This is a genomic window from Microbacterium testaceum (assembly GCF_029761935.1).
Taxonomy (GTDB): Bacteria; Actinomycetota; Actinomycetes; order Actinomycetales; family Microbacteriaceae; genus Microbacterium; species Microbacterium testaceum_A.
Genome location: NZ_CP121699.1, coordinates 1,078,341 through 1,099,389 on the forward strand (window position 1 = coordinate 1,078,341; position 21,049 = coordinate 1,099,389).

General features: G+C 70.3%; 21 protein-coding genes. 6 read left to right on the forward strand and 15 right to left on the reverse strand.

What is annotated here, in order from left to right:
* The first annotated feature begins 101 nt into the window (after positions 1–101).
* Positions 102–713: a DedA family protein gene (locus QBE02_RS05350; protein ID WP_279367427.1), complete on the forward strand. Its 612-nt coding sequence runs from the start codon at positions 102–104 to the stop codon at positions 711–713.
* Positions 714–828: 115 nt separating this feature from the next.
* Here the strand turns inward: QBE02_RS05350 and QBE02_RS05355 are convergent, their stop codons facing one another.
* Positions 829–1,590, reverse strand: a complete 762-nt coding sequence (locus QBE02_RS05355; RefSeq protein ID WP_279367428.1) for a fructosamine kinase family protein — start codon at positions 1,588–1,590, stop codon at positions 829–831.
* A 46-nt stretch (positions 1,591–1,636) separates the two neighbouring features.
* On the opposite strand from QBE02_RS05355, the gene QBE02_RS05360 reads away from it, so the two are divergent.
* Positions 1,637–2,419 carry a DNA/RNA non-specific endonuclease gene (locus QBE02_RS05360; protein ID WP_279367429.1) on the forward strand — a complete coding sequence of 261 codons (783 nt, stop codon included), beginning with the start codon at positions 1,637–1,639 and terminating at the stop codon, positions 2,417–2,419.
* A gap of 62 nt (positions 2,420–2,481) precedes the next feature.
* On the opposite strand, the gene QBE02_RS05365 is transcribed toward QBE02_RS05360, so the two are convergent.
* From QBE02_RS05365 to efeU, 6 genes are all read right to left on the reverse strand, one after another.
* Entirely contained in the window at positions 2,482–3,084 is a 603-nt protein-coding gene (locus QBE02_RS05365; protein WP_279367430.1) for a class I SAM-dependent methyltransferase, read from the reverse strand.
* A 305-nt stretch (positions 3,085–3,389) separates the two neighbouring features.
* Entirely contained in the window at positions 3,390–4,034 is a 645-nt protein-coding gene (locus QBE02_RS05370; RefSeq protein ID WP_279367431.1) for an FMN reductase, read from the reverse strand.
* A 1-nt stretch (position 4,035) separates the two neighbouring features.
* Positions 4,036–5,268 carry an LLM class flavin-dependent oxidoreductase gene (locus tag QBE02_RS05375; protein WP_056227324.1) on the reverse strand — a complete coding sequence of 411 codons (1,233 nt, stop codon included), beginning with the start codon at positions 5,266–5,268 and terminating at the stop codon, positions 4,036–4,038.
* A gap of 163 nt (positions 5,269–5,431) precedes the next feature.
* The gene (gene efeB / locus QBE02_RS05380) at positions 5,432–6,709 is read right to left on the reverse strand and encodes an iron uptake transporter deferrochelatase/peroxidase subunit (RefSeq protein ID WP_279367857.1); all 1,278 of its coding nucleotides are present in this window, start codon (positions 6,707–6,709) and stop codon (positions 5,432–5,434) included.
* A gap of 20 nt (positions 6,710–6,729) precedes the next feature.
* Positions 6,730–7,959 carry an iron uptake system protein EfeO gene (gene efeO, locus QBE02_RS05385; protein WP_279367432.1) on the reverse strand — a complete coding sequence of 410 codons (1,230 nt, stop codon included), beginning with the start codon at positions 7,957–7,959 and terminating at the stop codon, positions 6,730–6,732.
* A gap of 61 nt (positions 7,960–8,020) precedes the next feature.
* On the reverse strand, positions 8,021–9,019 hold the full coding sequence (efeU, locus tag QBE02_RS05390; protein WP_279367433.1) for an iron uptake transporter permease EfeU: 999 nt from the start codon (positions 9,017–9,019) through the stop codon (positions 8,021–8,023).
* 216 nt (positions 9,020–9,235) lie between these two features.
* On the opposite strand from efeU, the gene QBE02_RS05395 reads away from it, so the two are divergent.
* Positions 9,236–10,252, forward strand: a complete 1,017-nt coding sequence (locus tag QBE02_RS05395; RefSeq protein WP_279367434.1) for an isopenicillin N synthase family dioxygenase — start codon at positions 9,236–9,238, stop codon at positions 10,250–10,252.
* Positions 10,253–10,522: 270 nt separating this feature from the next.
* Here QBE02_RS05395 and rpsO read toward each other — a convergent pair whose 3' ends face one another.
* Positions 10,523–10,792, reverse strand: a complete 270-nt coding sequence (gene rpsO / locus QBE02_RS05400) for a 30S ribosomal protein S15 (RefSeq protein ID WP_056227311.1) — start codon at positions 10,790–10,792, stop codon at positions 10,523–10,525.
* Positions 10,793–10,960: 168 nt separating this feature from the next.
* On the opposite strand from rpsO, the gene QBE02_RS05405 reads away from it, so the two are divergent.
* Together QBE02_RS05405 and QBE02_RS05410 are read left to right on the forward strand one after the other, a co-directional pair.
* Positions 10,961–12,295 carry an MFS transporter gene (locus QBE02_RS05405; protein ID WP_279367435.1) on the forward strand — a complete coding sequence of 445 codons (1,335 nt, stop codon included), beginning with the start codon at positions 10,961–10,963 and terminating at the stop codon, positions 12,293–12,295.
* A 116-nt stretch (positions 12,296–12,411) separates the two neighbouring features.
* The gene (locus QBE02_RS05410; protein ID WP_279367436.1) at positions 12,412–13,329 is read left to right on the forward strand and encodes a DMT family transporter; all 918 of its coding nucleotides are present in this window, start codon (positions 12,412–12,414) and stop codon (positions 13,327–13,329) included.
* A gap of 96 nt (positions 13,330–13,425) precedes the next feature.
* Here QBE02_RS05410 and QBE02_RS05415 read toward each other — a convergent pair whose 3' ends face one another.
* The 3 genes from QBE02_RS05415 to QBE02_RS05425 all read right to left on the reverse strand — a co-directional run bounded on the left by QBE02_RS05415 (position 13,426) and on the right by QBE02_RS05425 (position 15,836).
* Positions 13,426–13,986 carry a YceI family protein gene (locus QBE02_RS05415; protein WP_056227302.1) on the reverse strand — a complete coding sequence of 187 codons (561 nt, stop codon included), beginning with the start codon at positions 13,984–13,986 and terminating at the stop codon, positions 13,426–13,428.
* Between the two features lie 150 nt (positions 13,987–14,136).
* Entirely contained in the window at positions 14,137–14,502 is a 366-nt protein-coding gene (locus tag QBE02_RS05420) for an FKBP-type peptidyl-prolyl cis-trans isomerase (protein WP_268103636.1), read from the reverse strand.
* Positions 14,503–14,675: 173 nt separating this feature from the next.
* Entirely contained in the window at positions 14,676–15,836 is a 1,161-nt protein-coding gene (locus QBE02_RS05425; RefSeq protein WP_279367437.1) for a PrsW family intramembrane metalloprotease, read from the reverse strand.
* Between the two features lie 83 nt (positions 15,837–15,919).
* Here QBE02_RS05425 and QBE02_RS05430 point away from each other — a divergent pair, with 83 nt between their 5' ends.
* Positions 15,920–16,786, forward strand: coding sequence for a fumarylacetoacetate hydrolase family protein (locus tag QBE02_RS05430; RefSeq protein ID WP_279367438.1), 867 nt, complete (start codon positions 15,920–15,922; stop codon positions 16,784–16,786).
* Between the two features lie 63 nt (positions 16,787–16,849).
* On the opposite strand, the gene QBE02_RS05435 is transcribed toward QBE02_RS05430, so the two are convergent.
* The 4 genes from QBE02_RS05435 to QBE02_RS05450 form a co-directional block, all read right to left on the reverse strand.
* Entirely contained in the window at positions 16,850–18,313 is a 1,464-nt protein-coding gene (locus tag QBE02_RS05435) for an aspartate ammonia-lyase (RefSeq protein ID WP_056227293.1), read from the reverse strand.
* A gap of 193 nt (positions 18,314–18,506) precedes the next feature.
* A complete protein-coding gene (locus QBE02_RS05440; RefSeq protein WP_279367439.1) occupies positions 18,507–19,409 on the reverse strand; it encodes a phosphodiesterase in 903 nt (300 codons plus the stop codon).
* A 51-nt stretch (positions 19,410–19,460) separates the two neighbouring features.
* Entirely contained in the window at positions 19,461–19,790 is a 330-nt protein-coding gene (locus tag QBE02_RS05445) for a peptidase (protein ID WP_268103631.1), read from the reverse strand.
* The gene (locus tag QBE02_RS05450; protein WP_056227283.1) at positions 19,790–21,007 is read right to left on the reverse strand and encodes an inorganic phosphate transporter; all 1,218 of its coding nucleotides are present in this window, start codon (positions 21,005–21,007) and stop codon (positions 19,790–19,792) included. Before QBE02_RS05450 ends, QBE02_RS05445 begins: the two co-directional genes overlap by 1 nt.
* Positions 21,008–21,049: the final 42 nt, after the last annotated feature.

The following is a 21,049-nucleotide window of genomic DNA, read 5'->3' on the forward strand; positions in this document are numbered from 1 at the left end:
GGGGCCGTTCGCGCCCGACGTTCGCGATGTTCACCGGATGCTCCGCCGGGCGTCACCCCCGCGTCGGCGGGGCGTCTCGATCAGCGGCGGAGAGTGACGGAATGGACGGAGTCGACGCCTGGCTACAGGCGATCGCGGCGAGCCCGTGGGCCCTGCCCGCGATGGCACTGCTCGTGTTCGCCGACGCGTTCCTCGTCGTGATCCCCGGTGAGGCCGCGGTCACGGCGTTCGGTGCCCTCGCCGTCGCCCACGGCACTCCCCCGCTCGCAGCGGTGATCCTCGTCGCGGGGGCCGCGGCCTTCGCCGGCGACCTCGGCTGCTATCTGGTGGGACGTCTCGTGGGCGTCGAGCGCTGGGCCTGGATGCGCGGGCCCCGCGTCTCCGCCGCCCTCGACTGGGCGCGGGCGCGCCTCGAACGCAACGCCGCCGTCGTGCTCTTCACCGCGCGGTTCGTGCCCTTCGCGCGGCTCGCGGTCAACCTCGCGGCGGGGGCGGCGCGGGTGAATCCGGCGCGGTACCTGGGCGTCGCGGCGCTCGCGGCCCTCGCGTGGGCGGCGTACCAAGCGGTGGTCGGGGCGGTCGTCGCGGCGCTCGTGCCGGGCGGTCCGGTGGTGGCGGTGGTGGTGTCGATCGTCGTGGCCGTGGGGATCGGCGTCGGCATCGATCTGGTGCTCGCGCGGCGGGCGAAGCGCCGGGCGGCCGCGCGCTCCTGACCCTCGCGGAATCGGACGATCGCGCCGGTGTCGGATCTCACGCGGCCGTGCGTCCGATTCCGGCGCGAGTCTGCGATTCTGCTCGCACCGATCCCGGATGCCGGCGCCCGGCGCCTCAGACCAACGCGAGCGTCCGCTCGGCGGCCTCGACGAGGGCCCGCCCGTACGACGGCCCGTGTCCGGCGGCGTGCACGGCGAGGGGATGCAACTGGTGCACGGGCACGCGCTCGCTCCAGCCCTCGCGCAACGGGTGCGCGCGGTCGTAGGCGTCGACGATCCGCTCGAGGAAGGGGCATCCGAACAGCGCGAGCATCGCGAGATCGGTCTCGCGATGACCGCCGTGCGCTGCCGGGTCGATCAGCACGACACCGTCCTCGCCCCACAGCACGTTGCCCGCCCAGAGGTCGCCGTGCAGCCGCGCGGGCGGTTCGTCGTCGTCGAAGGCTCCGGCCGCGATCAGCGCGCACGCGCGCGCGACGACCTCGGCTCCGGATGCCGACAGGTTGCCGGCCGCGACGGCGATCGGCACGAACGGCTCGACGCGCTGCGCCGCGTAGAAGACGCCCCAGGTGGGCTTCGGCCGCGCGGGTTGCGGTCTGCTGCCGATGAAGATGTCGCCCGTCCAGCCGGGAGGCGGCGAGCCGAACGCCTCAGCCCCCGCGTCGTGGGTCGCGACGAGCGCGGCGCCGAAGGCGTCGGCGGCCTCCGCGGAGGGACGCGCCTCGGCGATGCGCTCCAGCACGATCCGCCGGTCCGCGACCTCGATCACCTCGGCGATGCGCGCGCCGCCCGCGTCGGCGAGCCATTCCAGCCCCGCGGCCTCGGCGGCGAAGAACCCCGCGGGGGCGTCGGGGCGGGTCTTCACGTGCTGTTCCATCGACCCAGTCTGTCGCGATGTCGGAGGTCACCGGCACGATGGGGGCATGAGCGACGGCTACGACCCGGACTTCCTCGGCATCCCCCTGCCCCTTCCCTCTCCCGCGCGAGCGACGACGCAGATCGACTATCCGCGATTCTCGGTGCTGCTCGATGAGCAGCGGCGCTTCGCGGCGGTCACCGCCGTGGTCATCGACGGCGCTCGCCTGCTCGACCTCGCGCGCACCGGTGAGTGGCGACTCGATCCCCGCGTACCCGAAGAGAGCCAGGCCGGACCCGAGGCCTACAGCCGCAACGATCTCGACCGCGGGCACCTCGTGCGTCGGCGCGATCCGGGCTGGGGCGCCACCGCTGAGGCGCGCGCGGCCACCGAGGCCACGTTCTTCTACACGAACGCCGCCCCGCAGGCCGCCGGCTTCAACCAGTCGAAAGAGCTCTGGCTCGGTCTCGAAGACCACGTCTTGGCCTACGCCGAGACGACCGACCAGCGCCTCGCCGTGTTCACCGCGCCGGTGCTCGCCGACGACGACCCGCCGTACCGCGGCATCCGGGTGCCGCTGCGCTTCTGGAAGATCGCCGCGTGGCGCCAGGACGACACGCCCGCCGCGGCCGGTTTCGTGCTCGACCAGAGCGACCTCGTCGACACGCGGCAAGGGCTCGTGGTGCCGCCCCTCGGCGCGTTCCGCACGTTCCAGGTCCCGATCGCCGATATAGCGGCCGAAGCGGGCGTCGACGTCGGACAGCTCGTCGACGCCGACACCTTCGTTCGTCGCGGCCTGCGACCGGTCGCTGCGCGCGAACTGCGCAGCACCGACGACATCGTGCTGTGAGGCGCAACGCAGGCGGCTGAGCCCGTCGAAGCCCCCGGTCGCGGGCGGAGCGGCGGCGCTCCTCAGCGCACCCGCACCGCGTGCAGCACCGTGTCGATCGCGGGACTCGTGTGCCCGTCGCGCAGCTCGGAATCAGCGGAGCCGCGCGTCACCTGCTCACAACGCTCGACGCGGAAACGGTCGTCGAGCGCGCCGCGCAGCAGCTCGGGCGTATAGAGGATCGCCGGGTCAGAGGGTCCGTGCCCGCCCGCGGCGATGTTGTCGACGTCGTGGCCGAGGACGATGAGGGTTCCCCCGGGCGCCACCCATTCGGCGATGCGCGCGATCGCGGCGGCGTTGTCGCCCAGGTGCAGGTAGCACGACACCACGAGATCGACGGATGCCGCGGGCTCGAACTCGTGCACGTCGGCACGCACCCACGAGACGGCGTCGCCGCCCGGGCGGGCTGCCGCGAGCGCCAGACCCGCTTCCGAGAAGTCGATGCCGGTCGTCGTCCAGCCGCGCTGCGCCAGCCAGAGGGCCGTGCGTCCGTCGCCGGTTGCGACGTCGATCGCGGAGCCCGGCGGCAGCGCGCCGGCGATCGCGCGGACGACGGCGGGAGGTTGGGTCGCCCACACTCCCCCGGCGGAGGCGCGGTAGCGCTCGTCCCACTGCGTGGCATCCATTCGGTCTCCTCCGGCTCGCTCCCACCCTAGATCCGCGCGCGGGCGCCCCGGCGCTCACGTCGCGTTCGACCCGAAGCAGCAGAACGGATGCCGTCGCCTTACCGCTCGGCATCCGCCGCATCCTCCGCGTCCCGCGCCGGCCTCGACCGGCCGGCGGCGCACAGCAACCTCGGCGATTCGCACAACCTCAGCCCGAAACCCCCGATGCCAACCGAGATCGCGCGAATCGGCCACTCTGCGCCGCCCGGCGAGAAGCAGGACGCCCCGCCGCCCGAACCAACGGGCGACGGGGCTTCGTCACAGGGTCACTCCCCCGACAGTCCACCCAGCAGGTGGCCGAACGAGCGGCCCTCGCCGAGGTATGACGAGGGGTCGAACGGATCGGCGTCGCGGACGGGTTCGCGGGCGGCGATGGCATCCGCGAGCTCCCGGGCACCGCGGTCGACGCGGGACCCGAGCGGGGCGACCTCGTCGGCGTTGGCGCCCCAGTCGCTCGAGGCGGCGAACACGCCGGTGGGCACGGGGTTGGCGTGCAGGTAGGTGAACAGCGGGCGGATCGCGTAGTCGATCGCGAGCGAGTGCCGCGCGGTTCCGGCGTTCGCGCCGAGGAGCACGGGGGTTCCGGTGAGCGCCTGCGGGTCGAGCACGTCGATGAACGACTTGAACAGGCCCGAGTAGCTCGTCGAGAAGATCGGGGTCACCGCGATGATGCCGTCGGCCAAGACGACCGTGTTGATCATCTGCTCGAGGGCGGGAGGGGCGAAGCCGGTGAGCAGGTTGTCGGTCAGGTCGTGCGCGTAGTCGCGCAGCTCGAACACGTCGGCGGTGGCCTCGATGCCGCGCTCGCGCAGCTCCGCGAGCACGGCGTGGCTGAGCCGGTCGCCGAGCATACGGGTCGACGAGGGCGTCGACAGGCCCGCGGTCACGACCGCGATGCGACGGGCGGCCATCTCAGGCACCGACCTTCGACGCGGCCGCACCGAAGGCGCTGCCCGAGCGAGGCGCGGCATCCTGGTACGGGCTGCCCGAGACCATGTTGTCGCCGCGATTCGCGCCGGGAACCGCCTGACGCGGGGCCGCGCCGGCGTAGATCTTCTCGACCTGGTTGGCGTGCGTCGGGGCGTCCGGCACCTCGGCGGGGCGGTTCTTCTGCAGCTCCTTGCGCAACACCGGAACGACCTCGCCGCCCAGGATGTCGAGCTGCTCGAGCACGGTCTTGGTCGGCAGACCCGCGTGGTCGATGAGGAACAGCTGGCGCTGGTAGTCGCCGAACGTCTCGCGCATCGCGGCGTAGCGGTCGATGATCTGCTGCGGCGAGCCGACGGTCAGCGGGGTCATCTCGCTGAAGTCCTCGAGGCTCGGGCCGTGGCCGTAGACGGGGGCGTTGTCGAAGTACGGGCGGAACTCGCGCACGGCGTCCTGCGAGTTGGCGCGCATGAACACCTGGCCGCCGAGGCCGACGATCGCCTGCTGGGGCGTGCCGTGTCCGTAGTGGGCGAAGCGCTCGCGGTACAGCGTGATCAGGCGCTGGTAGTGCTCCTTGGGCCAGAAGATGTTGTTCGCGAAGAAGCCGTTGCCGTAGTACGCGGCCTGCTCGGCGATCTCGGGCGTGCGGATCGAGCCGTGCCACACGAACGGGGGCACACCATCGAGGGGACGCGGGGTCGAGGTGAAGCCCTGCAGCGGGGTGCGGAACTTCCCCTCCCAGTCGACGACGTCTTCACGCCACAGCTTGTGCAGCAGGTCGTAGTTCTCGATGGTCAGGGGCAGACCCTGGCGGATGTCCTTGCCGAACCAGGGGTAGACCGGGCCGGTGTTGCCGCGGCCGAGCATGAGGTCGGCGCGACCGCCCGAGACGTGCTGCAGCATCGCGAAGTCCTCGGCGATCTTCACCGGGTCGTTCGTGGTGATGAGGGTCGTGGAGGTCGTGAGGATGAGGCGCTCGGTCTGGGCCGCGATGTACGCGAGCGTCGTCGTGGGCGACGACGACCAGAACGGCGGGTTGTGGTGCTCGCCGAGGGCGAAGACGTCCAGGCCGACCTCTTCGGTGTGCTTGGCGATCGTGAGGGTGTCTTTGATGCGCTGGGCTTCGCTCGGCGTCGTACCGGTGGTCGGGTCCTGGGTGATGTCGCTCACCGTCATGACACCGAACTGCATTCCGGGCCAGGTGTTCGTCTCGCTCATGATGCCTCTTCCATTTGTATGCATCTGAATATACATGGTGGAACGCGCAGCGCCGAGCTTTATTCCGGCCACCCCCCCATCAGCGAGAAACGCTCCCCGCACCGGGAAACGCGTTCAGCGGGCGTTTTCCGGTGCAGGAAGCGTTTACGAGTCGGCACAGGCGTTACGCCCCGAGCAGCCCCGCCCCCACCGATGCCCCCGCGGCCGGTGCGGGCGGCACGGCCCACAGCCCCGAGCCGACGTGGCGGACGTACTCGTTCATGGCATCCGTCGAGAGGGCCTTCTGCACGGTGATGTACCGCTGCGGGCTCTTCTGGAACGACAGGAAGAACAGGCCGGCGTTGAGTCGCCCCAGGTCGGTCGTGCCGTCGACGAAGTTGTACCCGCGACGCAGCAGTCGGATACCGCCGTTCATGTCGGGGTGCGCGAGGCGCACGTGGCTGCGCGGGTCGATCGCCGGGGCCCCGGTGGCGCCCGCCGCCGCGAAGTCCGGCGCGGTGAACTCGTCGCCGCCCGAGAGCGGTGCGCCGTTCGCCTTGTCACGACCGATTACGCGGTCCTGCTCGGCCAGACGCGTGCGGTCCCACGTCTCGATGAGCATCGAGATGCGCCGCGCGACCAGGTACGACCCGCCCGCGAGCCAGGCCGGACCCTCGGATGCCGACACCCACACGTTCTCGTCGAGAGCGGCCGCATCGTCGGCGAGGATGTTGGCCGTTCCGTCCTTGAACCCGAACAGATTCCGAGGGGTCGTCTGCTCGGAGGTCGTCTTCGAGGTGCGACCGAACCCGAGCTGCGACCACCGGATCGTCGCCCGACCGAAGGCGATCCGACTGAGGTTGCGGATGGCGTGGACCGCCACCTGCGGGTCGTCCGCACAGGCCTGGATGCAGAGATCGCCGTCGGAACGCAGCGGGTCGAGATCGTCGCCGAGGAACGCCGGCAGCCGCTCGAGCCCGTCGGGACGCTGCCCCTCGAGTCCGAAGCGCTGGTCGAACAGCGACGGCCCGAATCCGAACGTGATGGTGAGGTTGCTCGCCGGCAGACCCAGGGCCTCGCCCGTGTCGTCCGGCGGCGCCTGGGGAGAGCCGCCCACGGCACCCGTGGCGGTCACCTCGAGCCCCTGCATCATGCGGGTCGCGGCGTACGTCCAGTCCGAGAGCAACTCGGCGAGGTCGTCGTGCGTGGTCCGCGCCATCATGTCGTACGAGGCGAAGTGCAGGTGCTCCTGCACCGGCGTCGTGATCCCGGGCTGATGGATGCCGGTCGTCACCGCCGCGGCATCCTTCACCGCCTTCTGCTGCTCGAGGGCGTAGGCCTGACCGCCGACGAGGCCGCCTCCGGCGCCGACGACGAGCCCCGTGGCCCCGGCGCCGAGGGCGAGGCCCATCAGCCCACGGCGCGACAAGCCCGTGGCATCCGGGGTCTGCTCCTCCGGCATGTTCTGCGCGTCGCTCACCCTCACTCCAGGATCGTCACCGTCAGCTGCGAGAGCGGCTCGGCGAGGGCGTTGATGAGGTCGGTGAGCTGGCGCTTGTCGGCCTCGGTGATCTGGCTGTAGGGGACGAAGCCGGCGTCGAGCGACCCGTACTTCGCCAGGGCCGCCTCGAGATCGGCGTAGCCGCCGTCGATGCGCGACACGAGCGCGATGCCCTTGTCGCCCTTCGAATCGGCGAAATCGCGCACGAGCGAGAAGGCCATCTTCGAGCCCTCGACGTTCGCCGCGAAGTCGTTGAGGTCGGTGCCCGACCACCAGTCCTCTTCGCCGCTGATCTTGCCCGTGGCAACCTCGTCGAGCAGCGAGATCGCCCCGTTCGAGATCCCCGCGACGCCCTGCGCGTCGAGCGCCTGGGTGAAGGCGTCGGAGTGTACGTAGTCGTACAGCTCCTGGGTGTCGGCGACGAGCTTGTCACCGTAGGTCGCGCGCTCGGCGGGGGTCGAGGGCGCCCAGTCCTTCCACGCGGGGGTCTCGCCGTCGGCGTTCAGTGCGTCCTGCGCCGGAACCCAGAGGTCCTTCTCGATGCGGTGGAACCCGGTCCAGTCCAGCCCCTCGGCCACGGCGTCGACCTCGCGGTAGTCGATGCGCGGATCGAGGTCGCCGAGCGCCTCGGCGATCGGCTCGATGCGCTCGTAGAAGGCGCGCACGCGCGGGAACTGCTCTTTCGCCGCGGCGTCGTCGCCCGACTCGTAGGCGGCGGTGAACGTCTGCACGGCGGGGATCAGCTGTCCGACCTGGTCCTTGACGAAGGCGGCGTAGAGGTCGACGGCCTTCTGCTTCTGCTCGGCATCCGGACCACTGACGGCGACGGCGTCTCCGGTGACGGTGAAGCTCGCCTTGCCCACCCCGTCGCCGACCATACCGGGCTTGCAGAGGGTGAAGTAGTCGCCGGGCTGCGCGACGACCGTGAGGTTGCGCGAGGCACCCGGGGCGATGTTCTCGACTTCGCCGACGATGCGCAGACCGTCGGACGCCAGAAGGTAGAACTCCGTGACCTGGTCGCTCTTGTTGCTCACGTCGAACGCGACGGTGCCGCTGGGCGCGCTGGCGGCCGAGACCGCGCAGCCGTCGCCGGTCGAGGTGACGGACAGTGCACCCGAGGCCGCCGCGTCGGATTTGGCGACGCAGCCGGACAGGAGCAGGACGGTCGCGCCGGCCGCGGCGGTCGCCGCGAGGAGGCGTGTCGAGTTCATGGTTCTCCGATCGATGAGAGAGGGATGCCGCGGCGTCGGGAACGCGGGCGGTGCCGGGGGTCTACGGGGTGGCGGTGGCGGGCGGGGCGGTGGGCGAGGACCCGACCCGTGCCGGCTCCACCGCGACGGTGGGGCGGGGTGCGGCATCCGATGCCGCAGCACCCGTCGACGGTGGGCGGCGGTTTGCGCGGACGCCGCGGAAGAAGAGGGGCGCGACGATGGCGATGTACACCACCCAGGCGATCACCTGGAGCCAGGTCATCTGCGGCATGAAGCCGACCGTCGCCTGCAGCAGTACGGCGAGCGCGCTGTCGGGCGCGATGGTGGTGGAGACGTCGAACGCCCAGCCGAAGGGGAAGCCGGCCCACCCTGTGGCGACCGCACCGGTCGCGGGATCGAGCGGCGCCCCGGCTCCGAAGGGTCCCGGAAGGGCTCCCGCCTCCTGCAGATCGTGGAAGGCGTACGCGAGGACACCGGCCGCGACGATGACGAGGACGCCGCCGGTCCAGGTGAAGAAGCGGCCGAGGTTCAGGCGCAGCATGCCGCGCGCGATGAACCAGCCGAGCACGACGGCCGTCATCAGCCCGAGCAGTGCGCCCAACAGGGCGACGGGCGATTCGCCGAACGACTGCACCATCGACCACAGCAGAAGGGTCGTCTCGACGCCCTCGCGCGCGACCGAGACGAACCCGATGGCCACGAGCGCCCAGACGCCCCCGCGCAGCGCCTTGTCGAGGCCGCCCTCGAGGCCCGCCTTGAGCGTGCGCCCCGCCTTCTGCATCCAGAAGATCATCCACGTGACCATCGCGACGGCCACCAGGGACAGCCCGCCGCCGAGCAACTCCTGCGCCTCGAACGTCAGCATGTACGCGCCGAAGGTGAAGATCGCCCCGACGCCGAGGGCGAGGGCGACGGCGAGTCCCACACCGGTCCACAGCGTGGGGAGCGCGTCGCGGCGGTCGAGACGCGTGAGGTAGGCGACGAGGATGCCGACGACCAGGGCCGCCTCGAGGCCCTCACGCAGACCGATGAGGAAGGTGGCGAAGAAGCTTGCGAGCACGAGCGGAGGACCCGACTTTCACGATGGGGGTGAGGACGCCGCGGCACTGCGGAAGGTAAGGACAGCCTCACCTGACCACTACACAATACGCAATACCCGGGACGATTCCCACCAGGAATCGGCGGGATCACTCCTCTCGACGCGGGCGTCACCCGCCGAGCGGTAATCGTCGGCAACATTCGGGCGGCATCGCGTGGGCCGACCTAGCCTCGATCCATGTCCGACCTGAACCTCCCCGTTCTCGACCTCTCGCTCCTCGACCAGGGCCCCGACGCCGCCGCCCGCTTTCGCGACGAGCTGCGCGCCGCCACCCACGACGTCGGGTTCTTCTACCTGACCGGCACCGGGGTGAGCGCCGATCTCGAGGCGCGGCTGCTGCGGGCGGCGAAGGACTTCTTCGCCCTGCCCGAGGCCGAGAAGCTCTCGATCGAGAACGTCACGAGCCCCCACTTCCGCGGGTACACGCGCGTCGGCGGCGAGCGCACGCAGGGCCGGGTCGACTGGCGCGAGCAGATCGACATCGGACCCGAGCGGGCCCCCCTGACCGACCCCGACGGCCCGGGGTACAACCGTCTCGTCGGCCCGAACCTGTGGCCCGCGGCGCAGCCCGAGCTGCAGGACGTCGTGACCGAGTGGCACGACCACCTCACGGGCGTCGCACGCAAGCTCCTCCGCGCGTGGGCCCTCGCCCTGGGCGCGGAGGAACAGTACTTCGACCGCCACTTCGGCGACCCGCAGACCCTCATCAAGATCGTCCGCTACCCCGGCAAGGACGACCCCACTCCCCAGCAAGGGGTGGGCGCCCACAAGGACTCGGGCGTGCTGACCCTGCTGTGGGTCGAGCCCGGAAAGGGCGGCCTGCAGGTCGAGCGCGACGGCGAGTGGGTCGACGCTCCCCCGGTGTCGGGCGCCTTCGTGGTCAACATCGGCGAACTGCTCGAGTACGCCACGCAGGGCTACCTGCGGGCGACGAACCACCGGGTGATCTCGCCGCGGTTCCCCGACGAGCGCATCTCGGTGCCGTTCTTCTTCAACCCGGCCCTCGACGCGCGCCTGCCGATCATCGAGCTGCCGGCCGAACTCGCCGCCCAGTCTCGCGGCGTCGAGGACGACCCCGACAACCCCATCCACGCGACCTACGGCGAGAACGCCCTCAAGTCGCGGCTGCGCGCCCACCCCGACGTGGCCGAGCGCTGGCATCCCGACCTGGTCGCCGCCCGCACGGCATCCTGAGTCTCGTCCGCCGCGCCCCGGTCGTGGTCGTGACCACCCGCACCGATAAACGCCCTCCCGAGTGAGGCACGCCCGAACGGCGCGTGTCTCACTCGAGGCGGCGTTTATCGCGGAAGCAAACCCGCCGCCGTCTCGCGAAGGGGGCCCCGCCGCCGTCTGGCGAAGGCGGAGCGGACGCCACGGGGCCACGGCATCCGGGAATGACGAAGGCCGCCCCACACCGTGGGGCGGCCTTCCAAGAATGTTTTGCGCGATAGAACGCTGGTGCGATTAGCGACGCAGACCGAGACGCTCGATGAGCGAGCGGTAACGGTTGATGTCGACGTCCTGCAGGTAACCCAGCAGGCGGCGGCGCTGACCGACGAGCAGGAAGAGCCCACGGCGCGAGTGGTGGTCGTGCTTGTGGGTCTTGAGGTGCTCGGTGAGGTCCTTGATGCGCTGCGTCATCATCGCGACCTGCACCTCGGGGGATCCGGTGTCACCGGGGTGCGTCGCGTACTCTTCGATGATCGCCTTCTTGACGTCTGCTTCGAGTGCCATAGATGGGATCCCCTTCCTTCTCATTGCGCGGCGCCCGTCACACGATGTGCGAGCTCTCTTTATCCGCGGCCGATCGAACGGCAACCGCATGAGTCTACCAGCATCGGGATGCCGACACCGCACCGGTCCGCGGCGTCCGGTGTCGGAGGGCTGGCGTAGCCTCGAGCCGTGAGTCAGACCGATCCCGCCGCTCCCCCGCGCCGAGGCGCCCGCGGTGCGTTCATCGATCTGCGGCCCCTGACGACCTCGCCGGCTTTCGCGCGACTCTGGGTGGGGTCGACGCTCGCCGGCCTCGGTGGCCAGCTGACGGTCGTCGCCGTCATGCTCCACGTGTTCGAGCTGACCCAGAGCACGTTCGCGGTGTCGATGATCGCGGTCGCGGGGCTGCTCCCCATGGTTGCGGCGGGCCTGTACGGCGGCATGCTCGCGGACGCCTTCGACCGACGCACCGTCGCCCTGCTGTCCGCGGTGGTCACGTTCGCCTCGACCGCGCTGCTCGCCGCCCTCGCGTGGACGGGTCTCGAGACCGTCGGGTGGCTGTTCGTGCTCAGCGTGGTGAACTCCGCGGCGAACTCCATCGTGATGGCGACGAAGTCCGCGATCACCCCCCGCCTCATCCCCCGGGATCTGCTGCCCGCCGCCGCCGCATTGCAGGGTGTCACCGTCGGGGTCATGGTGATGGCGGGCCCGGCCCTGGCCGGCGTGCTCGTCGCCGTCGCGGGTTACGCCTGGACCTACTCTCTCGACGTCCTCCTGATGACCTCGCTGTTCCTCGGCCTCTGGTCGCTGCCGAAGCTCCGCCCCGAGGGTGAGGTCGTCCGACCCGGACTCGAGTCGTTCCGCGACGGCGTGCGCTTCCTCCGTCGGGCTCCGAACATCCGGCTGCAGTACATCCTCGACATCATCGCGATGACCTTCGGGCAGCCGGTGGCCCTGTTCCCGGCGATCGGGGCGGTGCTGCTGGGCGGCGGGGCGATCACCACCGGCATCCTGACGGCGGCCGTCGCCGCGGGGGCCTTCTTCTCCAGCCTGTTCTCGGGCCCGATCGGGCGCGTGCGCCGGCAGGGGCTCGGCATCGAACGTGCGATCCAGGTCTACGGTCTGTCCATCGGCCTCTTCGGTCTCGTGCTTCTCGCGGCCACTCTCGGCTGGCTCCGCCCGGCCCTGGTGGACGAGACCCACGCGGCGGTCGCCCTCATCGCCCTCGCCGCGGTGGTCCTGGCGGTGTCCGGCGCCGCCGACAACGTCAGCGCGATCTATCGGTCGACCATGATGCAGGCGGCGGTTCCGGATGCCATGCGCGGGCGCCTCCAGGGCATCTTCGTCGTCGTGGTGGCCGGTGGCCCTCGCGTCGGCGCCCTCTACGCCGGCACCCTGGCGACCCTCGCCGCCCTGTGGGTGCCGCCGCTGTTCGGCGGCATCCTGATCCTCGGTCTCGTCGGCACCCTCGTGCGGTTCTCGCCGCGTTTCCGCGCGTACGACGCGCTCGACCCTCAGCCCTGACTTCTCGGCCCACCCCTTCTCGTCGTGCGACCCCGAGCTGCCGATCGTCGGCGGATTCCGGCCGTCGCACTCGCCCGGCCCGCGCGATGTCGGCGGTCGGCCGTAGTGTCGGCTCCGTGGCATCCCCCTCCGCTCCCTCGCCCGTCTCGATCGCCGTGCAGTTCGTGCTCACCGGCATCGTGTGGGGCTCGAGCTTCCTCTTCATCGCGATCGCCCTGACTGGCATGACCCCGGCGCAGGTCGCCGGCGGCCGCCTGCTGTTCGGCGCTCTCGCGCTGGCCGCGATCGTGGCGATCCGCCGCGAGCGTCTGCCCCGCAATCGCTGGGTGTGGGGGCACCTGAGCGTGCTGTCGCTGAGTTTCTGCGTGGTGCCGTTCCTGCTGTTCGCGTGGGCGGAGCAGCACGTCTCCTCGGGGCTGGCGAGCATCTTCAACGCGACCACGCCGATCATGACCGCGATCATGGCGTGGGCGGTCTTCCGCGTCGAGAGCCTGAAGCTCGGACAGCTGATCGGCATCGCCGTGGGCATCGCGGGCGTCGTCGTGATCATCGCGCCGGGCGCCGTGGCCGATGTGGGCGACAGCACGATCGCGCAGGTCGCCCTCCTGGGCGCGACGGCCTGTTACGGCTTCAGCCTCGCGTACATGCGCCGCTTCCTCGGCGACACCGGCCTCTCGGGCATCGCTTTCGCGTTCGGCTACATCGGTCCGGCGGCGGCGTTCATGGTCCTGCTGTCGCCGTTCATCCTGGTCGAGCCGATGCAGCTGACCCTGCCGGTGGTCGGGAGCATCGTCGCCCTCGGCGTTCTCGGCACCGGGATCGCCTACGTCTGGAACCAGAACACCCTGCGCGCCTGGGGGCCGACCCGCGCCTCGACCGTCACGTACATCACCCCGGTGGTCGGGGTGGCTCTCGGCATCCTGGTCCTGGGCGAGCGCATCTCCTGGAACGAGCCCGTGGGCGCGGCGGTGGTGTTCGTGGGCATTCTGCTCGTGCAGCAGCGCATCCGCCTGCGGCGTCACGCTCGCGCCTGAGCGGACCCCCGCCTCCGCCGGCACGATGAAGGCCCCGGATGCCGAGCACCCGGGGCCTTCGAGGAGTTCACATCCGCAGCGTCAGCTGCGGGGCGATCACGCCTGGAGCGAGAGCTGCAGGTCGAGCTCGATGGTGACGTCCTTGCCGACGAGCACGCCACCGGTCTCGAGGGCGGCGTTCCAGGTGAGGCCGAAGTCTTCGCGGTTGATGACGGTCTTGGCGGTCGCACCGGCCTTGTAGTTGCCCCACGGGTCGGTGCCGAAGCCGCCGAAGTCGAGCGCGAAGGTCGCGGGCTTGGTGATGCCGCGGATGGTCAGGTCGCCGTCGACGAGGAAGTCGCCGTCCTCGAGGCGGACACCGGTGGAGCGGAAGTCCATCGTCGGGTAGGTCTCGACGTCGAAGAACTCCGCCGAACGGAGGTGCTGGTCGCGACCCTCGTCCTTGGTGTCGACCGAGGTGACGTCGACGGATGCCTCGACGGTGGCCTCGAGGGGGTTCTCGGGAGCGACGATCGTGGCGCTCTTCATGCCGAAGGTGCCGCGCACCTTCGAGATCATCATGTGGCGCACCGAGAAGGTGACCTCGCTGTGCGAGGGGTCGAGCACCCAGGTCCCCGCCTTGTAACCGGGGATGTCGAGGGCGGTGGTGTCAGTCATGTCACTCCTAAAGGTCTGGGGAGCCGTACCGGCGTCCTGCCGGGGTCCAACTCTCATTCACACGAATGTATTCCACGATCGAGCAAAACAACGAACCCGAGGAGGCCGCAGCCCCCTCGGGTTCGTGAACAGACGATGAAGAACGGCTGATCAGCCCACCTTCAGCAGGTCGATGATGAAGATGAGGGTCTTTCCACCGAGGAAGTGCCCGCCGGCGGGACCGTAGGCCAGGTGCGGCGGGATCACGAGCTCGCGGCGTCCGCCGACCTTCATACCCGGGATGCCGTCCTGCCAGCCCTGGATCAGGCCGCGGAGGGGGAACTGGATGCTCTCGCCACGACCCCACGAGGAGTCGAACTCTTCACCCGACTCGTACTCGACACCGGCGTAGTGCACGGTGACGGTGTCGCCGGGCTTCGCCTCGTCGCCGTCGCCGACGGTGATGTCGCGGATGACGAGGTCGGAGGGGGCGGGGCCGCTGGGAGCGTCGAACTCCGGCTTGGTGCGATCAGTCATGACTCCATCCAAGCACGGACGCGCCGCCCGCGAGCCCCCTGGACAATCCGGCCGGAGAAAGACTCAGCGCCCGGTGCCGCGGCGATGCCTGCGTGTCTACCGGGCGCTGAGTTGGCCTACACCGATGGTGCTCCCGCGCCGCGATGCTGTCAAGACCCCCTCTCCGGTTCCCGTCAGGGGCGGAGCAGCGCCGCGCGGGCGGCGGTCGTGCGCTCGAGCAGGTAGCGCTCCGTGGCGGGGGCGTTCGGGTCGCGTCCCGACAGCGAACGCTGTCTCGCGGCGGCGAGAGCCGTGGCATCCGCGATGAAACCCTTCATCACGGCGGCGCGGTCCCCCGGCAAGGTCCGAGACCACGCCAGGGCCGACCGTCGACCCGGGCCGGTCGCCAGCATGTCCACCTCTTGAGGGGTGAACCACCCCGCCGCGGCGTATTCCCCCAGCCGGGCCCTGGTCAGCCGGGACTCCTCGCGACGCAGAGCCAGGATGCCGAGGATGAACAGCACGAACAGTGGCACCTGCAGCGCGGCGTACACCTCGAAGAAGTCGAAGAAGGTGGCCGAACCGTTCCACAGCGCGTGCAGAACGATCGCGCCCAGCAGGCCCGGGACGCCGTATCGGAGCGCGGCCCCCGCGCGCAGCCCCTGGCGCGCGGCGAGGCCGAAAGCGAACCCCGTGAGGCTCGTGAACATGACATGGGCGAACGGCGAGAGCACGGCGCGCAGGAAGAACGTGCTCGCGACCTGCGCGGGGCCGCCCTCGAGGTAGCTGATCGCGAAGTACTGCACGTTCTCGGTCAGCGCGAAGCCCGCCCCGATGAGCGCTCCGTAGACGATGCCGTCCACCGGACCGTCGAATGCGCGACGGGCGAAGGCGAAGATCAACAGCACCCCGAGCCCCTTGGCGACCTCCTCGACCAGAGGCGCCTGGATGACGCTGCTCACGGCGCCCGGGAGGGGCCCCACGGCGAGGGTGATGACGAGATCGACACCCAGAGCGATCGCGACCGAGGCGATCGCGCCCCACGCCACCGCGAAGACGAGAAGACGACGGGGCTCGGGTTCCCACCGGTCGATGTAGCGCACGGCGAACCACACGATGACGAAGGGGATGACGGCCAGGACGAGCCCGATGAACGACGCTGCCGTGCCGAGGAACGCGGTGAAGTAGCGCACCAGCAGCGCGAGGAGCGGCACCAGCAGCACGGCGACGATCCACAGCGCCACGCCTCCGCGGCGCGAGCCGGGCGGGGTCGCCGACACCGCCGTCTGGGGAGCCGTCGTGATGCGGGGCGGCTCGGCGGATCCGGGCCGCGACAGCGGCGAGGGGGAGGTCATGCGCACAGCCTAGGGGTGGTGGACGACACGGCATCCGGGGCTTGCAGGCTCCCCCACCGCGCCGAGCCCGGTAGCGTGGAGGCATGCGCTTCGCCCACGTCCGTGCACAGGAGGGGGCGGAAGCCCCCCGTCTCGTCAGCGTCCACGGCGAGGAGTTGTCGTTCGTCGACGAGTTCTTCGCCGGTGCCCCGCGCACCCTCGAGCAGCTCATCGCCGGCGGTGACGACCTGCTGGCGCGCGTGCGCGACGCTGCGGCGAGCGCCCCGCGGCATCCCCTCACCGGCATCCGGTACGCGTCCGCGGTGCTCGCTCCGCCCTCGATCCTCGCCGTCGGCCTCAACTACGCCGCGCACTCCGGCGAGCTGGGTCTCAAGACCGACGCCGGTCCGACCGTGTTCGTGCTGTGGCCGAACTCGCTCACCGCGCACGGCGAGACCACGTCGTGGCCGCGCTCGCTCAGCGAGGCCGTCGACTACGAAGCCGAGCTCGGGGTCATCATCGGGCGTCCCGGCCGCGACATCTCCGAGGAGGACGCGCTCGATCACGTCTGGGGCTACACGGTGGTCAACGACGTGACCGCGCGCAACATCCAGTTCTCCGAGGCTCAGTGGTCGCGCTGCAAGTCGTTCGACGGCTTCACCCCCACCGGTCCCTTCGTCGTGACCGCCGACGAGATCCCCGACCCGCAGGACCTGCACATCTGGACCGTCGTCGACGGTCACACGGTTCAGGATGCCAGCACCGGCCAGATGGTGCGCTCGGTCGCGACCCTCATCAACAAGCTGTCGGAGTCGGTGACGCTGCTCCCCGGAACCCTCATCTCCACCGGCAGCCCCGGAGGTGCCGGTTACTCGCGCGACCCGCAGATCTTCCTGCGCGACCGCTCGACCGTGACCGTCGGGATCGACGGCATCGGCGAGCTGACCACTCACTGCCGCATCCTCGACTGAGGTCTGCACGCACGGCGAAGGGCCGGGACGATCGCGTCCCGGCCCTTCGATGTTCTCGAGCGCTCAGCCCTCGACGACGCTGTCCGCCGCGCGCACGATCGGGATCGCGGCCGTCACCGCCTGCAGGCCGGAGAGACGGGCGGGAGAGATCTGCTTCATGACCTCGTCGCGCGTCATGAGCCCGGCCTCGACGACCAGGTCGGCGACGTTGCGGTGCGTGAGCAGCGCGGTCTTGGCGAGGGCCGCCGCGGCGGCGTAGCCGATGAACGGCGTCAGCGCCGTGACGACGCCGACCGACGAGCCCACCATCGCGCCCAGACGCTCGCGGTTGGCCGTGATGCCGTCGACGCAGTTGACGCGGAGCGTCCACATCGCCTGCCGCATCCACGTGATCGACTGGTAGATCGAGTGCGCGATGACCGGCTCGAAGGCGTTGAGCTGCAGCTGACCGCTCTCGACGGCCATCGTGACGGTCATGTCGGCGCCGACCACCGAGAATGCGACCTGATTCACCACCTCGGGGATGACGGGGTTCACCTTGCCCGGCATGATGCTCGAACCCGCCTGGCGTGCGGGGAGGTTGATCTCGCCGAGGCCCGCCTGGGGGCCGCTCGACAGCAGACGCAGGTCGTTGCAGATCTTGGACAGCTTGACCGCGTTGCGCTTGAGCGACGACGAGAACGACATGAACGCACCGGTGTCGCTCGTCGACTCGACGAGGTCGGTCGCCGTCTCGAGATCCAGGCCGGTGATCTGGCGCAGGTGCCTGAGCACCGCTCCCCCATAGCCGGCGTGGGCGGTGATCCCGGTGCCGATGGCGGTCGCGCCCATGTTGATCTCGTAGAGCAGGTACGCGTTCTCGGTGAGGCGGTTGTAGTCCTCGCCGAGCGTCGTCGCGAAACCGTGGAACTCCTGACCGAGGGTCATCGGCACGGCATCCTGCAGCTGCGTACGCCCGACCTTGAGGACGTCGTGGAACTCCTCCGACTTCGACAGGAACGACTGACGCAGGAGCTTGAGCTCTTCGAGCAGGCTCTGGAGAGTGAGCGCGAGCCCGATCTTGATCGCGGTCGGGTAGACGTCGTTCGTGGACTGGCTGCGGTTGGTGTCGTCGATCGGCGACAGGAAGGCGTAGTCGCCCTTCTCGCGCCCGGCCATCTCGAGGGCGATGTTGGTGATGACCTCGTTGGCGTTCATGTTGGTCGAGGTGCCGGCACCGCCCTGGATGACGCCGACGGTGAACTCGTCGTGGAATTCGCCGTCGATCACGCGCTGGGCAGCGCGATCGATGAGGTCGGCCTTCTCGTGGTCGAGCACGCCGATCTCGCGGTTGGCCCGGGCCGAGGCCTGCTTGACCATCGCCAGGGCCCGCACGAGGTCGGGGTACACCGAGATGGGTCGCTTGGCGATCGGGAAGTTCTCGAGCGCTCTGGCGGTGTGGATTCCCCAGTACGCGTCGGCGGGGATCTCGAGGGATCCGAGGGAGTCGGTCTCGGTACGGGTGCGCGTCATTGCGTCCAAAGCCATGTGGGGGTCCTCGTGGGTGTCATGGTGAAGAGGGATGCCACGAGCCTAACGAGCGGGACAGTGAGGGCCGGTGGACACGGCGGCCGGTCGCCTCATCCGCACCATCCGTCACGTCTATTGCCGGTGGTCGTGGGGTTGTCGACGCCCGACGGATCGCCGCCGAGCGGTCGTCCGAGTCGGCCGTGACCGGTCATCACGAGCGCTTGCGCGAGAACGCCTCGAGTCGCTGCTCGGGCGTGAGCTGCGCCATGCGCGCCGTCCACTCCGGGGTGAAGAAGCCCGAGGCCTCGTCGTCGACCACCGGGACGACGGCGTGCGTGATCGTGTCGTCCCAGACGTGGACCAGGTGGAAGGAGCGTCCGGCATCCATCCCGTTGACCTCGTCGGCGGGGCGCGCGAGATCCATCGTGTAGCAGGAGGCCGAGGCCACGCTCACCGGCACCCCGGCGAAGGTACCGGAGGTCGAGTAGTGCAGGTGACCGGCGAGGATCGCCCGCACATCGCTCCCCGCGATGGCCGCTGCGAGACCCCGCTGATCGCGCAGCTCGAGGATGTCGAAGAACGGGATGTGCGACGGCAGCGGCGGATGGTGCAGCGCCAGGATCGTGCCGAGCGGCGCCGGGGTCGACAGTTCGGCGCGCAGCCAGTCGAGCTGCGCCGCGTCGAGGTCGCCGTGATGCCACCCGGGCACCGTGGAGTCGAGCGCGATGAGGCGCAACCCCCCGAGGTCCCACACGCCGGTCACCGGCTCCTGCGTCGGCTCGCCGTCGAGGAGACCTTCGCGCAGGGCCGGGCGCTCGTCGTGGTTGCCCGCGACCCACACCACGGGAGCCCCCAGGCGCTCCGCCCACGGCTCGACCTCGGCGCGCAGCACCCGATAGGCCTCGGGCTCGCCGAGATCGGTCAGGTCGCCGGTGAACACCACGGCATCCGGTCTCACCCCCGTCGCCTCGGCGGCCTCGAGCGTGCGCCGCAGGTGGCGCGCGGTGTCGTAGCGATCGCCGAGCAGGCGGTCGCCGGCCAGCAGATGCGTATCGCTGAGGTGGAGGATCACGCGCGCAGCGGGCGCGTGCTGACCGAACTGCACGGATGCCATGTCCTCAGCCTAGGAGGGGCCTCCGACATCCGCCGCCGCGGCGTCGGCCGCTCAGTGGTTGAACAGGATGAGCAGCAGAGCACCCAGCACGGCGGCGGCGCACACCGCGAAGCACGCGTAGGCACCCACGAGCGCCAGCCGCTTCTGTCCGTCGCTCAGCGGATTCTTCTTGGCCGCCTTGGCCACCGCCTTCTCGGCGCGGCGCCTCTGCTTGTCGGTGATCACGGTGATGGCATCCGTGAACTCCGCCGGAGAGACCAGGGGCGGACGCCCGCCGGTCACGAGCAGGCGCAGACCCAGCGAGTAGAACGTCACGACGATCGAGGCGCCCACGATGGCCGCGACGAAGACCTGGAGGAAGGCTTCCCAGTTGATCAGCATCAGGCGTCCTTTCCGGCCTTGTCGCGTTCGAGACGGCGCTGGCGACGCGTCGGGCCGGGCTTGCGCGGCACCTTGACCGCGGCGCCGGAGTCGGCGACCTCGCTCATCGCGTTGGCCGAGGTGACCGAGTCGCGACGCGAGCGCAGGAACAGGCCGAGGATGATGACGACGGCGATCACCGCGTCGACGGCCACGCCCCAGCCGCCCAGCCAGACGACGATGAGGGCCGCGGCGGCGCCGACGGCACCGGCGGCGGGGAGCGTCAGCACCCAGCCGATCATGATGCGACCGACGGTGTTCCACCGCACGGTCGATCCGCGGCGGCCGAGGCCCGAGCCGATGACGGATCCGGATGCCACCTGGGTGGTCGAGAGTGCGAAGCCCAGGGCGCTGGAGGCGAGGATCGTCGCCGCGGTCGAGGTCTCGGCCGAGAAGCCCTGCGCGGGCTTCACATCGGTCAGGCCCTTGCCGAGGGTGCGGATGATGCGCCAGCCGCCCATGTAGGTGCCGAGAGCGATCGTCAGGGCGCACGCGAAGACGACCCAGAGCTGCGGGTCGGGGTTGGCCGACGACTGCCAGCCGACCGTGATGAGGGCGAGGGTGATGACGCCCATGGTCTTCTGCGCGTCGTTCGTGCCGTGCGCCAGCGCGACCAGCGACGAGGTGAAGATCTGGCCCCAGCGGAAGCCGTCGCGGCCGTCGGCCTTCATGTCGTAGCGGCGGGTGACGCCGTAAGCGATCTTCGTCACGACGAAGGCGATGATCCCCGCCGTGAGCGGCGCGATGAGCGCCGGGAGGATGACCTTGCTCAGCACCACCCCGGTGTCGATCGCCGACGCGCCGACGCCCACGAGAGTCGCGCCGATCAGGCCGCCGAAGAGGGCGTGCGACGAGCTCGACGGCAGGCCGAGCAGCCACGTGAGCATGTTCCACGTGATCGCGCCGATGAGGCCCGCGAAGATGATGGGCGGGAAGATGTCGGGACTGAGCTGCTCCTCGCGGATCATGCCGCCCGAGATCGTCTTGGCCACCTCGGTCGACAGGAACGCCCCGACCAGGTTGAGGCTGGCCGCCAACAGGACCGCGACCTTCGGCTTCAGCGCACCCGTCGCGATGGGCGTGGCCATCGCGTTCGCGGTGTCGTGGAATCCGTTGGTGAAATCGAAGAACAGTGCCAGCGCGATGACCAGCACGATGATGAGGGCTGCGCTCTCCACCGTTCGCTTTCCGTGAGAAGGAAGAAGGGATGCCGACGGGAT